This is a genomic window from Proteiniclasticum sp., assembly GCF_032054185.1.
GTDB lineage: Bacteria > Bacillota > Clostridia > Clostridiales > Clostridiaceae > Proteiniclasticum.
Window position 1 is genome coordinate 127,887 of record NZ_DAMBTF010000001.1, and the last position, 14,700, is coordinate 142,586.

General features: G+C 43.3%; 16 protein-coding genes and 1 other RNA gene. All 17 read right to left on the minus strand.

All coding sequences use genetic code 11. The features are described from left to right. Window positions 1-159 precede the first annotated feature (159 nt). A complete protein-coding gene (locus tag RTX25_RS00545; RefSeq protein WP_312649344.1) occupies window positions 160-1,044 on the minus strand; it encodes a DMT family transporter in 885 nt (294 codons plus the stop codon). 179 nt (window positions 1,045-1,223) lie between these two features. Beyond that, window positions 1,224-1,538, minus strand: a complete 315-nt coding sequence (locus tag RTX25_RS00550; RefSeq protein WP_312649345.1) for a histidine phosphatase family protein — start codon at window positions 1,536-1,538, stop codon at window positions 1,224-1,226. Window positions 1,539-1,545: 7 nt separating this feature from the next. Continuing rightward, a complete protein-coding gene (locus RTX25_RS00555) occupies window positions 1,546-1,803 on the minus strand; it encodes a histidine phosphatase family protein (protein WP_312649346.1) in 258 nt (85 codons plus the stop codon). 121 nt (window positions 1,804-1,924) lie between these two features. Continuing rightward, the gene (locus RTX25_RS00560) at window positions 1,925-4,591 is read right to left on the minus strand and encodes an ABC transporter permease (protein ID WP_312649347.1); all 2,667 of its coding nucleotides are present in this window, start codon (window positions 4,589-4,591) and stop codon (window positions 1,925-1,927) included. Further along, window positions 4,588-5,271, minus strand: coding sequence for an ABC transporter ATP-binding protein (locus RTX25_RS00565; RefSeq protein ID WP_312649349.1), 684 nt, complete (start codon window positions 5,269-5,271; stop codon window positions 4,588-4,590). The genes RTX25_RS00560 and RTX25_RS00565 overlap by 4 nt, the downstream gene beginning before the upstream one ends. Before the next feature lie 109 nt (window positions 5,272-5,380). After that, complete coding sequence (locus RTX25_RS00570; RefSeq protein ID WP_312649350.1) at window positions 5,381-6,409, minus strand: HAMP domain-containing sensor histidine kinase; 1,029 nt, start codon at window positions 6,407-6,409, stop codon at window positions 5,381-5,383. Window position 6,410: 1 nt separating this feature from the next. Next, the gene (locus RTX25_RS00575) at window positions 6,411-7,082 is read right to left on the minus strand and encodes a response regulator transcription factor (protein ID WP_312649351.1); all 672 of its coding nucleotides are present in this window, start codon (window positions 7,080-7,082) and stop codon (window positions 6,411-6,413) included. 228 nt (window positions 7,083-7,310) lie between these two features. Beyond that, window positions 7,311-7,748 (minus strand): Fur family transcriptional regulator, encoded by a 438-nt coding sequence (locus tag RTX25_RS00580; RefSeq protein ID WP_312649352.1) that lies wholly within the window; start codon window positions 7,746-7,748, stop codon window positions 7,311-7,313. A 101-nt stretch (window positions 7,749-7,849) separates the two neighbouring features. Further along, window positions 7,850-8,782, minus strand: coding sequence for an HPr(Ser) kinase/phosphatase (gene hprK / locus RTX25_RS00585; RefSeq protein ID WP_312649353.1), 933 nt, complete (start codon window positions 8,780-8,782; stop codon window positions 7,850-7,852). A gap of 11 nt (window positions 8,783-8,793) precedes the next feature. Continuing rightward, window positions 8,794-8,976, minus strand: coding sequence for a DUF896 domain-containing protein (locus RTX25_RS00590; protein ID WP_312649354.1), 183 nt, complete (start codon window positions 8,974-8,976; stop codon window positions 8,794-8,796). Between the two features lie 64 nt (window positions 8,977-9,040). After that, window positions 9,041-9,239, minus strand: a non-coding RNA gene (gene ssrS / locus RTX25_RS00595) — 6S RNA. An 89-nt stretch (window positions 9,240-9,328) separates the two neighbouring features. After that, window positions 9,329-9,724: a hypothetical protein gene (locus tag RTX25_RS00600; protein WP_312649355.1), complete on the minus strand. Its 396-nt coding sequence runs from the start codon at window positions 9,722-9,724 to the stop codon at window positions 9,329-9,331. Beyond that, entirely contained in the window at window positions 9,717-9,983 is a 267-nt protein-coding gene (locus RTX25_RS00605; protein ID WP_312649357.1) for a DUF1292 domain-containing protein, read from the minus strand. Before RTX25_RS00605 ends, RTX25_RS00600 begins: the two co-directional genes overlap by 8 nt. Window positions 9,984-10,140: 157 nt before the next feature. Continuing rightward, window positions 10,141-10,698, minus strand: coding sequence for an XRE family transcriptional regulator (locus RTX25_RS00610; protein ID WP_312649358.1), 558 nt, complete (start codon window positions 10,696-10,698; stop codon window positions 10,141-10,143). 205 nt (window positions 10,699-10,903) lie between these two features. After that, entirely contained in the window at window positions 10,904-11,542 is a 639-nt protein-coding gene (locus RTX25_RS00615; protein WP_312649359.1) for a V-type ATP synthase subunit D, read from the minus strand. 2 nt (window positions 11,543-11,544) lie between these two features. Further along, entirely contained in the window at window positions 11,545-12,933 is a 1,389-nt protein-coding gene (locus RTX25_RS00620; RefSeq protein ID WP_312649360.1) for a V-type ATP synthase subunit B, read from the minus strand. Next, on the minus strand, window positions 12,926-14,689 hold the full coding sequence (locus RTX25_RS00625) for a V-type ATP synthase subunit A (RefSeq protein WP_312649361.1): 1,764 nt from the start codon (window positions 14,687-14,689) through the stop codon (window positions 12,926-12,928). Before RTX25_RS00625 ends, RTX25_RS00620 begins: the two co-directional genes overlap by 8 nt. Window positions 14,690-14,700 lie beyond the last annotated feature (11 nt).

Sequence of the window (14,700 nt, forward strand, 5' to 3'; positions counted from 1 at the left end):
TGAATATCATGATATATAACGTAATTTTCATCTATATTTACATATTATTACGTTTTCATTTATTAAACAATTAAAACATAAATCCCATTTGTCACATCACATATGACAAATGGGATTTATCCGGTATATGAACTTCTTGAGGCACAATATCTTAAGGCTTTATACTGCATCCTTTTCCAGAGTCTCTGCAATCATGTCCTCTTCTTTTCCCTGAGGAAGAACGATCGCTGTGAAGATGACAATCGCGCCAAGGATCATTCGTGGCGTCACCTCTTCATTGAGAATGATAATGGAGAATACCATGGCGAATAAGGATTCAGTGGACATAATGACTGCCGCTCTTGAGCTTTTTGTGTACTTCTGACAGATGCTCATCATAAGAAACGCGATGGTCGTGCTGAATACTCCAAGATAGATCATGGCAAGATACCCTCTTCTATCCTGATAAAGAAGACTCTCCCCCCTCATGACCATGAAGAACATTCCGAGCACAAAAGCCGTGATCATCTGAACCATGGTGAGAGAAAGAGGATCCTCATTTTCCATGAATTCTCCTGTATAGAATATATGGAGTGCAAAGGCAAAGGCACATAGAAAGCTCAGTACATCCCCAAGGTTAAGAATGCCTGTCCAGTTCAAAGAGATCAGTGCAACGCCCACCATGGCGAGAGATGCTCTTAAAACATCATTTCTGTCCAAGGGGGTCTTATGAAAAAGAAACCCGATAAAGGGGACTACCGCCACATTCACCGCAGTCAGGAATGCATTCTTTGAGGGCGTCGTATATTCAAGACCCACCGTCTGAAGAACGAATGCACCATAAAGGAAAATACCCAGTAAGATTCCGTTCTTTATGGTCTTTGGCTGAAGCTTCTTAAGCTTCTTTCTGTTTACAGCAGTAAGCAGCACTGCCGCCACAAGAAATCTTCCGGCAAGCGTTTCATAGGCAGAAAGATAATCCAGCCCTATGGCACTTGCAATAAATCCGCTGCCCCATATAATCGATACCAGTATGAGTCCGATTTCTCCTCTAGTTTTGTCCATATCATTTATTCCATCCTTGCAACATAATAAAATTTCAACGTAAAAAATCACTTAATACCTAGTGTATCATCTGAAATCATTTTCCGTATACCCTAAACGGAAATATCCTTAAAGAAAGTATCCTCCGAAAGAAAACATCTGTCTGAATGAATCAAGGATTTCCTCAAAGCATCACTCATCTATTTCCTGCCAGGGAATACTTTTCTGATCTTCAAGCATTCTTCACGCCCAATATATCGCTCTTCATGAAAATCGAGCCTGATGACATAAGGCATGAGATCGATGATCTTTAGAAAATCATCGCAGCCGAAGGTCGGGTCAAAATAATTCAGTATGGTGCTGAGCGCTGTTTCATGTGTTCCGATAACAATTTTTTCATCCTTATGTTTTCTCAGAATCTCATCCACAGCTTCAATATTTCTCTTCTGAACCATATTCAGCGATTCACCATTCTCTTCATGAAAATCAAAGTGTGCCCATCTTTGTCTGAACATCTCCGTATTATTTCCCTGATGGCCGCTCTGTCTCTCTAAGCCGTTCATCAAGGTTTACATCAAGCCCTTTGCTTTCTGCACAGCCCTTAACGGTATCATGACTTCTTCTGTATGGACTGGCGTAGACTGCATCTATCTGAATGGTTCTGAAGAAATCTGTGACTCTCAGGGTATCCTCCCGCCCTCCATCCGTAAGCGGACGGTTCCTGTCTTCTTCAAAATTATGCTCTGGCTCTGCGTGCCTTACAAAATATAGGCTGGTCATGAGAAATCCCCCCAATCATCAGTTTCTGATTCAATGTATGATGTATTCTACTTCATCATACCTAATCAGAGTCTTCCTGACAATTGGGGGAATTTCATGTTAAAGGGTTCGGGCTATTAATTTATAGATTTTCATTCTTCAGTGCATCAATGGGGTTATCCTTCTTCACCTTGTCCATGGCGTAGATGCTGGTGGCAAATACCACTACAAATACGCTGCCCACGGCTATGATGACCGAGGTCCACGGAACAAAGAATTCAAAATCGATACCGTTGCTGATGGACAGGTAGATGAGATAAGTGACACCAAGTGCCACTGGGAGTCCATACAGAATGCCCTTAAGACCATAAAGGATGCTCTCATAGACCATCATATTGTTGAAACCCTTTTTAGTCATACCCACTGCTTTCAGCATGGCGAACTCTCTTCTTCTCAGATTGATGTTCGTTGAAATGGTATTGAATACATTTGCTGCAGCAATCAGCGAGATGAGAATGATGAAACCGTAGGAGAATATATTCACCACACTGATCATGGCACGATTACTCTCAAGATTGCTTGCGCGGTTCTGGAGTCTGTGCTGCGGTAGACCAAGATCCTTTAAAGTCTCTGCCATCTCCTTGAACACCTTTGCATGATCGTCCACTGCAAAGTAGAATTCAGTGACAGAATCCTCATCGTTCTCAGGGAGTACTGCAGCTTTTGCACTTAAGGGATAGATCACGTTAAGCTCATCACTCAGAGAATTCATGGAAACCATGGGTGCTTCTGTAATCAGACTCCCCAGCTGAAGACTTCCAGTTGTTATTCCTTCCTCATAAGGTATAAGGACTTCATTATCCTCCATATCCTTATAGACAAGATTCTCCTCTCTTCTTTCACCTGTAAAGAAAATCTCGTCATCTCCGTGATCAACAATAATATAGTCTGATTCAAAGGATCCTTCATCTATGATGTTGAAGGTATAATATCTTCTGTCATCGTAGTTGAACATCTTTCCTTCCTGATAAAGAACAGCTTTGGGGGCACTGAGATCTGTATATTCTTCTGTGCTGAGATTATTCTCCAGAAGCATATTATTGAAAGCCTCGTCATCAATAAAAATCAGATGTGTATTAAGGATTCTTTCATTCTCGTCCATTTTTACAAATTCAGATCCGTAATGGTCTGTACTGAGCTCCTGGTATTTTTCCGACAGTCTGTCTTCGGAAACCACAAGGCTCAGATCGTATGTGCTGCTGCCGTAGCTCAGTTTTTCTACACCGTCCAGCTTCGCCAGGATTTCCTTAAGCTCCGCAGGCTTAATTTCGGATTCTGGTGTAAGAGTATACTGCAGATCAAATGAGCTAAGTTCCATGACCTGACCAACGCTTTTGTTCAGATACTCGCTGAAGCTTGAAGCTGAAATGAAGAGCACGACACTCATAAAGAGTGAGATGACTGTAGCACGGTACTTCCTTCTGTTTCTCTTGAAGTTCTTGGATGCCAGCATACCGTGGAATCCGAAGAGTTTATAGGTCAGTCTGCTCGTCTTCACTTTACCCGGTTTGATCTTGATGTCATCCGTCTGTCTGATGGAATCGATAGCGGAAACTTTCGATGCCTTCCTTGCCGGAATATAAGCTGAAATGAGCACCGTGATGAGACCAAGCACCGCAGAAAGAACAAGGGATTCAGGTGAAAGTCTTAGGGTCAGTACCGATCTTGTCTCCTCTCTCCATAAATGGGTGAAGAGATCCTTTGCCAGTACGAAGGTGGTTCCGATTCCTGCAACACCTAAAAGGATACCTAGAGGAATACCGATCGCGGAAAGGGTCAGCGCTTCAAATATGACGCTGTTCATAATCTGCTTCTTCGTTGCGCCGATGGACTTTAAGAGTCCAAACTGCTTCGTACGCTCGCTGATGGAAATGGAGAACGCGTTATAGATGAGTGATATGGAACCGAACATGATGATTCCGCTAAGAACCGCCACCATGCTGTAGAGTACGGCATTCAGCGTATTCTCATTGGAGTTTCCTGTGTATCTAAGAAGATCGTCATTATACTCGATATTGTGACCAGAAAACATGCCGTCCATGAAGCTGTAGATGTCTTTGGCAGGTTCGACCCTTACAAAAGCATCAAAACTGTCAGGACCGCCGCCGTCCGGAAGCGTCAGCGCGGTATATCCGGGTGCGTTATAGCCTTCGAAGCTCGGTCTTTCATAGTATCCGACCACGTTGAAGGTCCTTGTGCCCTCAGCCTTGAACACTTCATTTTTCGGATCAAAACCGTTGTACTGGGCCAGTTCTTCTTCTCCCAGGTATCTTTTTCCCATCTCAAGAGTGATCTCACTTCCAAGCTTAAGTGTCACCCCTCCATTCTGGGACAGGTGTTCAGGGATAAGAATCTCCTTGCTGCTACTAGGCATTGCGCCTTCGGTGAGATAGACAGGCATGATGCTCGAGAATGAATTATCCATGGCACCGACAAAGAGATAAGGTTTATAATCATTCTCCGCACCCTCGAGCTTTGCATACCCGATGTTCTGGATGGTTGTGACCATATTCACCTTGTCCGATGAGACAAGTGATGACAGCTCTTTGCCGTCTACACTGCTTACAGCGCCGTGATAGTCTCCGTCCTGCTCCTTGACCACATTGATGACGTGGGTCTTAAGACTGTGTACGGAGGTGGTCACCGCTGTAAAAAGGGATACGGACAAAATGATACCGATGATTGTGACAAGGGTTCTTGTACGATTTTTCTTCAGATTCTGAAGCGTTACGCGATTAAGGATATTCACTTTCTGATCACCTCATCTCTGATGATCTTTCCGTCTTCTATGGAAATGATTCTATTCGCCTGTAGAGCGATGTTCTCGTCATGGGTGATGATGATGAGGGTCTGATTATACTTTCTGTTTGATTCCTTCAGAAGATGAATGATGTCCTGACTGTTCTTGGAATCGAGATTACCTGTAGGTTCATCCGCAAGAACAACTGCAGGTGCGTTCATGAGCGCACGTCCAATGGACACCCTCTGCTGCTGACCTCCGGAGAGCTGATTTGGAAGATGATTTTCCCGCCCGTTCAGCCCTAAGGTTGAAACCAGCTCATTCAGTCTATCCTCACTTACTTTTCTGGCATCCATCAGAACCGGAAGGGTCATGTTTTCGATGACATTGAGAACAGGAATGAGGTTATAGAACTGATAGATGAGCCCTACCTGTCTCCTTCTGAAAATGGCCAGATTCTCATCATCCTGTTTGTAGACATCGCTGCCGTCCATGATGACCTTACCGTCTGTAGGCTTATCCACTCCTCCAAGGATATGAAGAAGTGTCGACTTACCTGAACCTGACGGTCCGATGATTGCAACAAAGTCACCCTTTTCGATGGAGAAAGATACGCCGTCCAGAGCCTTAACCATATTTATGCCTTCACCGTATGTTTTGGTGAGATTTTCCACTCTTAAAATTTCCATAATTTGCCTCCGTTCACTTTTTTCTACACTACCATCATATGCCCATAGGGTTACAGGTTCATGACGCAAATCTTACAATATCGTCACATTATAAAAGAGAGACTGCATTTTACTGCCCGTCTCTCTTTTCTTCTTCTTTAGGTCTATAGAATCGTATGGTGAATTTCGCACCTTGATCCGAATTGTTTTCCGCCTTAACGGTACCTCCCTGCTGGATGATGATCATCCTCGCAAGGGCAAGTCCTATCCCTACGCTTGTCTGACTCGAGCTCTTCCCTTTGTAGAAACGCTCAAAGAGGTGCGGAAGGTCTTCCTTATCGATTCCATGACCGTCATCTTTTATGATGATTTCGGTATAAAGCACGTTTTCGGAAACGTCGATGGAGATGGATCCACCCATCGGTGTATGCTCCATTGAGTTTTTAAGAATGTTGAGCAGTGCTTCCGCACTCCAGTAGATGTCTCCCACATAAGTTTCTTCACCTGTCTGTCTTACCCTAAGCTCCTGCTCCTTGATCTCCATGGCAATACCTAAAGGCTCGGTCGCTCTTCGTAGAAGATCTTTCACAGGAACAGTTTCCTTCGCCATTTTCGCCGTACGGGCGTCAAGCTTTGCAAGCTTTAAAAGTGCACTGATCAGCCAGTCGATCTGATCAAGAAGTTTCATCTGTTCCTTGACAAGGGATTTCCTTCTTCCAGGCTGAAGATCATCCTCAAGAAGCAGATCGCAGGTGAGGTTTAAAGCCGTCAGCGGTGTTCTGATCTGATGGGAAATATCCGCCAGTGATTCAGAAAGATATACTTTATCATGGAGAAGAGCGCTCTTCTGCTCCTCCAGTTTCATGTTCATTTTGTGAATCTGGGTACTCAGTATGGAAAGCTCTCCTTCCTCATACATGGATATGGGCTTAAAGGTATCTTTATGGAGCACTTCGTCGATTTCATCCGTGAGCTTTGCAATAACACTGTATCTTCTGAAGGTGAAGAAGACATTCGTAAGCATCATCAGGGAAGATGCCAGGAGCACCATTACGCCGGCATAAGGATCATGGTTGAATCCGACAAGGGTCAGGACTGCCAAAATGAGCGCCTGAATGACAAGATGTTTTTTCAGTTCAGGATTTCTGATGATCCCCATATCAGTCACCAGCCTTGTAGCCAAGACCTCTCACGGTCCTGATGATGGTGGGATGCTGCGGATCATCTTCAATTTTATCCCGGAGTCTTTTGATGTATACCGTGAGCGTATTGTCGTTGACAAAATCCCCGGCAATATCCCAGATTTCTTCCAGAAGTTTCGATCTTGAGAGCACCATACCCCGATGATTGAGAAAAACAAGAAGCAGTCTGTATTCTAGCGCCGAAAGAAAAATTTCTTCTCCATTTTTCCTGATGACACCCTTGACTGAATCCACAGACAGATTTTCAATCTCTATGACAGACTGGTGTTTGCCCGAACGCCTTAAAACACTTCTGATTCTTGAAATCAGTTCTCTTGGTCGGAACGGTTTTTTGACATAGTCGTCTGCACCCATATCGAATCCCGCAACCACGCTGTATTCGTCCCCGGAAGCGGTGAGAAAGATCACAGGGGTATCATCCCTGTCTTTTATGGCGCGGCATATAGCAAACCCGTTTCCCTCTTTCAGTGAGATATCCAGAAGGCACAGATCATACCTTTCCTTTTCAAGGAGATCCATGGCATCACTTTGTCCTGATGCGGTATCCACAGAAAATCCTTCCCTCTGGAGTATATCCACCAGATTTTTGACAATCGCACTGTCATCTTCCACAAGCAATATCCTGTTCATTTCACTCTCTCCTTCATGTCTTTCCTTATATTTGTCCTGATCAGTTCAGGAAATTCTTCCATTACTATCCACTTTATCACAATTTTCCCGCAGGCCAAATAAAGAAGGTCTGTAATTCGTCTTAATTTCTGATGAATATCACCATTTCATCAAAATCACTCTTGAAAATCAGCAAAAAAAGAAACAGAAATATCATTTCTGCTTCCCTCAATCTTCATAAATGACCAGTTAGATGGCCTGATTTTCTTTTCCGCTTTCATGACATGCTTTGCATGTTCCCCGGAAATTGTATATCTCAGAGTCGACTTTAAAACCGGCCAGATCATCCGAAATATCTTCCACATTGATTTTGATGCTCACATCAAAAATGTTTCCGCAGACATCACATTTAAAATGTCCATGCTCTTTGGGATTGAACACATCATATCTTGCCTCATTGGTGTCAATGGGCAGCACTTCTATGAGTTTATGTTCAAGGAAAAGATTCATTGTATTATATACGGTGGCTTTACTTAATGTCGGAATCTCATTGATCAGCGCTTCGTAAATATCATTTACTGAAGGGTGATTGAGATTGTTCATCATATATTCGAATATTCTTTTTCTCTGGTAGGAAGGTTTTACACCTTTTTCTCTGAGGTAAACATCAATATTGTTTACTACCATGTTTTTCACCTCTATTTTATAATGATTTTAAATTAGTTTAATTATAGTTTAAAACCAGAATAAATTCAACTATAATTGCGAATCATGTTAAATCCGAAGACTTACAGCTCGATTTCATCTATTGCCTTTCTTTTGGCCACATCTCTCATACGTTCATCGATGACTTCCGCAGGAGAAACTTTTGATATTCTGGAATATCTGTAATTTGCAGCCGCCGCTTCGATGATGATGGAAATATTCCGTCCGCTTCTAACCGGTACGACCAGTTTCTTCACTTTAACACCAAGAATCTCCTCGAATTCATCCATGCCCAGCCTGTCATAATCTCCGTCATCTCTCCAGTGTTCAAGATGAATGATGAAATCGATCCGTTTGTTCGGAATCATGGTGGACAGTCCGTAAAGCGCAGAAACATCGATGATGCCCAGCCCTCTGACCTCCATCATCCCGAAGGTGATCTCAGGACATCTTCCCCGAAGGACACCTTCCACAGCCCGGATATCCACTGCATCATCTGCCACCAGGCGATGACCTCTTTTAAGCAGCTCAAGAGTCGCTTCACTCTTACCTATTCCGCTGACACCAGTAATAAACACACCCATACCGTAAATATCCACAAGGGTTCCATGAAGTCTTGTTTCAGGTGCGATTTCATTGGACAGATACATGGTGAGTCTTGAAATGAAGATTGTAGAGGAAAGCTTCGTGCGTAGGATCCACTTTTTGTTTCTCCTGGCAGCAATCATAAGTTCTTCGTGAGGATCGAGATTCCGCGTGATGATTACACAAGGAATGTCATAGGACATGAACTTCTCCACTCTTTTTTCCCTCAGTGCAGGAATAAGTTCATCGAGAAAACTCCACTCACCCATTCCGATAACCTGAACGCGGTCTTTTGAAAAATAGTTATAAAAACCTGCCAGCTGAAGTCCCGGCCTGTTGATATCATTGATGGTCATTTCACTGTTGATTGCACCCTCATTGAGGACTTCCAGGTCAAAGTCCTTGATCAGGTTCCTTACTTTAACTGACATACCTCTACCTCCTACTTCTTCTTGTATTCTACCCCATCCAGATTGCTCTTCATGCTTGAGCGGATTCTCATGAGATATTCATCTCTATATTCTTTTCTTTCCTTCTCTTCTTCTGATGTAAGTTCTCTCTCTCTTGATACTTTTGTAAATTCATTGATTTTTGCCACGAGTTCATCGTGTGGAATGTCTTTCATTCTATTTTTGCCTCCTTAAATATGAAAATTGCTCTGCTGGGAAGCAGAGCAATTATAATCATTTAAGTTTCCCGACATGCCGTTCACCTATTAATCCATACCTGCCCTAAGCAGGTGGGTTCGCCTCAAGAAAACTCTTTATCTACTTATGTTCCTAGGAATAGGTAGCTACCTTTTAAAGTCTGATATCATTTTCTCTATTAGCAATCCCGGATTTGTAATGTAGGTTGAATATATAGGCTACACGCACATTTCAGGATCTTATTTAATCTTATTATAACACATTTTTCGCATTTTTCAACACGGCTTCTCTTGAATATTCCCAATATTCCGTTAACAGATGAGGTTTTATCTACATCTCCAGTTCATCAAGGATATCTTCAAGATCGCTGTCAAAGTCTCCCTTGGAGAACAGCATAGCAACCTGAATACTTTCCATTTCATCCTGATCCATTTCATAAGTCAGGTACTGTGCATCAATACCCTCTTCTTCGATGAATTCTTCCATAATCTCTCCGATATTGTCCACAGCAAGATCTACAAGGTAATTCATGAGATAATCAGTATATACCGACTCATCATCATCTTCCACAACCTGATCTTTTGCGTAGGCTCTTCCTGCTTCCATTTCATCATCATCAAAATCATAGTATGCTGTAGCAACGATCAGGCCTTCTTCATCCTTAAGGATATCGATATCCGTAAGTCCGTTGTTTTCAAGATACTGTATGATACTTTCTTTATTCATCTCTTCCACCCTCACCATATAATAGATTTTTGTATTCTTTTTTAACTGCCATGAATTCTTCATCGCTTTCGATAGCATTGAGTTCTTCCTTACCGTCCTGGTCTGCATCAACACGATAGACATACTCATCATCACTATCTTCATCAAGCGGTGCGAGAATCAGATATTTCTGCTTTTCCAGATAGATTTCAGCAACGGCTTCCAGTTCCACGACATTCCCGTCTTCATCCTTGAATTTAAGGATTCTGCTTTCTTCCATATTAATCAACTCCTATCACACTTAGATGATATCATTCTTTCCTCTCACTATTCAAGCAGTATTTGGAATCGTAGGAAAAGATTGCCAGGATGTTAATGGTTTTCTCACAAAATATGCCCAAAGCTGCAGTGCCTTTGCAGCCTTGAGCACTTTGAATTTATATTTTCATAAAGGAGAACACGAGAATAAATCGCGCTTCCTTATCACCCACATTGACATAGGTATGTTCCTGTTCAGTGGATATCCTAAGCCCATCGCTTTCATGTAGTGTGATGCTCTCATCATTCTGCAGAATCAGGAGCTCTCCTTCATAAAGCATGATGAACTCCTCCGTGCTGATGCCGTGTCCACCTGTCTTGTATTCCTTGCCCGGACTGATATGGATCCAGTAGATTTCAAACGGACGGTTCTCTTCAAAAGGAAAGTAGTTGTAGACCGTATAGGCGCCCTTCTGCTTTTTAAACGGCTCCATGGTGCTGCCCGATACAATCTTGTTCAGTACACTGTTGTCTTCCGTAAGCTCGGTAATACCGATTCTCAGACCGCTTATGATTCGTTCTATGGTTCCTATTGTCGGATTCGCCTCGCCTCTTTCAATCTGGGCAAGAATAGACTTGCTGACGCCTGTCTGCTCCGCCACATTATCGAGACTCAGTCCCTTGACCAGTCTGATTCTCTTAAGATTTCGTGCGATATTCTTATTCAAATAATCCATTGAATCCTCCAATTGTTCAATTGTGAGCACTTTCACTCATACTATAATCAAATTCTTATATCATTATCCAGCTCCAGAAATTTCTATATGGCTGGTGATGTTGAATATACTGTTATAATAACATAAATCATCCTTTATGAGAGTGAAATATGAAAAAGAGAGGCCAAGTATTTCTACTTTCGCCTCTCCTTGCTCTATCATTTACTTAACCCTTCTGAATGATATCCTTGACCTTCATAAGCCTTGTAATGGTTCCTCTTTCATTTTCATCAAGCTTCATTCTGATGAATTTGATGGTTTCCTTAAGCTCGGGAATTGTCCTGTACTCCAGGGCATTTACCCTTCTTCTGGTCTTTTCGATTTCGTCAGCCATAAGCTGGCATGACTTTTCCACTTCAGCCAGGTCCAGAAGCTGCGGCATGATTGCATACAGCCTCGAGATGGCATCATCAAGCTCGGAAGATGTCTGGGCATATCCATATGGATAGATGCTTCCAGGATCATCAGCGAGCTTTCTGACGAAGTTCATTACCGGTACATTAACACTCATGACATTCTTTTTTCTGATGTCCACTGTAATCTCTTCCTTCGGAAGCGCTACAGCTTCTTCAAGAAATTCTGGGCTCATGATGGCTGAAGATACGAGAAATTCCTTGAATACTTCAATCAGTTCTTTCTCCACATTCTCACGCAGAGTCTTGTTTCTTCTGATCATCTCAATAAAACGCCTCATGAGTTCATCCTGTTTGTCTTTTAAGAGTTTATGACCTCTTGTAGCGGTAACCAGTCTTGCCTTAAGTTTGGTTAATTCCATACGAGTTGGATTAACATTAAGTGTTGCCATGGTTACTCAACTCCTTCAGTTTCCTTAGGCATATACCTCTCAAGGTATTCATCCCTTATCCTCTTCAGCTCATTTCTTGGCAGGATTGTCAGAAGTTCCCATCCAAGATCTAAAGTATCTGTGATTTCTCTGTTGGTCTCATATCCCTGACTGACATATCTCTTTTCAAACGCATCTGAAAAATCGGCAAATGCCTTGTCGGATTCTGAAAGTGCAGATTCACCAAGGATTACAGAAAGCTCTTTGGCTTCCTTACCTGTAGCATAGGCTGCGAAGAGCTGATTCATGGTATCAGCATGGTCTTCTCTTGTCTTGTCGCGGCCGATACCCTTATCCTTAAGTCTTGACAGAGAAGGCAGAACGTCAATAGGTGGTTCTATTCCTCTCTTGTACAGATCTCTTGAAAGAATGATCTGGCCTTCTGTGATGTATCCTGTAAGGTCAGGAATCGGATGAGTCTTGTCATCCTCAGGCATGGTCAGAATCGGAATCTGTGTGATGGATCCTGCTCTACCCTTGATTCTTCCCGCTCTTTCATAAAGAGTGGATAAGTCGGTATAAAGATATCCTGGGTATCCACGTCTTCCTGGAACTTCCTTTCTTGCAGCTGAGGTCTCTCTTAAAGCTTCAGCATAGTTTGTGATGTCTGTCAGAATAACCAGTACGTGCATACCCTTTTCAAAAGCAAGGTATTCTGCGCAGGTAAGTGCCATTCTAGGGGTTGCGATTCTTTCGATGGCAGGGTCATTGGCCAGGTTCATGAAAAGAACCGCACGGTCAATGGCGCCTGTCTTCTTGAAATCGTCTATAAAGAACTGAGCTTCTTCAAATGTGATACCGATGGCACCGAACACCACCGCAAACTTGTCTCCCTTACCGACTACTCGCGCCTGTCTTGCGATCTGAGCGGCAAGTTCTGCATGAGGAAGACCTGATCCGGAGAAGATCGGAAGCTTCTGTCCACGGACAAGAGTATTCAGTCCGTCAATGGCAGAGATTCCTGTCTGTATGAACTCCGAAGGATAGTTTCTTGCTACCGGATTGATCGGAACACCATTGATGTCCTTTCTCTCTTCAGGAATGATCTCAGGGCCACCGTCTTTTGGTCTGCCCAGTCCGTCGAATATACGGCCGATCATGCTTTCGGATACGCCCAGTTCAAGAGGTTTTCCAAGGAATCTGACTTTCGTTCCCTTAAGATTGATTCCTGTGGATCCTTCAAACAGCTGGACCATGGCTTTATCGCCATCTATTTCAAGTACACGGCCTCTTCTTTTTTCGCCGGTCTGAAGCTCGATTTCCACGAGCTCTTCATACTTTACACCTTCAACGCCTTCAACGACCATCAGAGGTCCTACAACTTCACTAACTGTCCTGTATTCTTTAAGCATTCAGGATACCTCCTTCTGCGATGAGATCATCGATGACCTGTGTCATTTCTTTCATGATTTCAGTCATTTTGTCGATATTCTTTTCTTCAAGATATTTCGCTCTTGCAATTCTGTCTCTTACTTCAAGATTGATGAGGTCGCTCAGATAGATTCCGTTCTTCAGTGCTCTTAAGCCTTCATCATAGAAATGGAGGACAAGTTCGAGCATAAGATTCTGCTTAGGCAGGGATGCATAAGTATCCTGCTCATGGAAAGCATTCTGCTGAAGGAAGTCTTCTCTGATGGACTTAGCCGCTTCAAGTTTCAGCTGATCGGTCTCTGACAGTGAGTCACGGCCGACAAGTCTTACGATTTCCTGAAGTGAGGATTCCTCCTGAAGAAGCGCCATGGCTTTTACTCGGTTTGCGGAGAATTCCATATCAACATTTTTGTTCATCCATCCGTCAACCTTTGACTGGTAGAGGGAGTAGGAGTTCATCCAGTTGATTGCAGGGAAATGTCTTCTGTAGGCAAGACTAGCATCAAGTCCCCAGAACACTTTAACGATTCTAAGTGTAGCCTGTGAAACCGGCTCCGAAATATCTCCTCCTGGAGGGGATACCGCTCCGATGATGGTCAGTGCACCGACTCTGTCGTCGTTGCCGTAGCAGTTGACCTTACCGGCTCTTTCATAGAACTCAGCTGCTCTTGATCCAAGGTAAGCTGGGTATCCTTCATCACCAGGCATTTCTTCAAGTCTTCCGGACATTTCTCTAAGAGCCTCTGCCCATCTGGAAGTGGAGTCAGCCATGATGGCTACGCTGTAACCCATATCTCTGAAATACTCAGCTATGGTGATACCGGTATAGATGGAAGCCTCTCTCGCCGCAACAGGCATATTGGATGTGTTGGCGATGAGTACTGTTCTTTTCATGAGGGATTCGCCTGTCTTCGGGTCAATGATTTCAGGGAACTCAAGAAGAACGTCTGTCATCTCGTTTCCGCGTTCACCACAACCTACATAGACGACGATTTCTGAATCCGCCCATTTTGCAAGCTGATGCTGTACAACAGTCTTACCTGATCCGAACGGACCTGGAACTGCTGCAGTTCCTCCCTTTGTAATCGGGAAGAAGGTATCGATAACTCTCTGTCCGGTGATTAAAGGCTCATCCGGATTGATCTTGTTTATGTATCCTCTCTGCTTTCTTACAGGCCATTTCTGAAGCATGGTCAGCTCCTTGCCTGATTCCAGAACACAGACGGTATCAACGATTGTAAATTCTCCTTCTTTTACTTCCTTCACCACACCACTTACGCCAAATGGCACCATGATCTTATGAAGAACAATTGAAGTTTCCTGTACCGTTCCGATGACATCTCCCTGGGAGATCTCATCACCGACTTTGACGGTCGGTGTAAATTTCCACAGTTTTTCTCTGTTGAGTGCGTTTACATCCACACCCTTTTCAAGAAAATCACCCACTCGTTCCATAATAGCATTCAGAGGTCTCTGAATACCGTCAAACATGGCCTCGATTAGTCCTGGTCCCAGTTCAACGGAAAGAGGTTCTCCTGTAGTATAAACAGGTTCGCCGGGTCCGATTCCAGTTGTTTCTTCATATACCTGGATGGAAGCCCTGTCGCCTCTCATTTCGATTATTTCACCAATGAGCTTTCTATCTGAAACTTGAACCACGTCATAGACGTTGGCTTCATCCATACCCTCTGCAATAACAAGGGGGCCGGACACTTTAATTATTTTTCCGACTTTCATTAGAGCGCTCC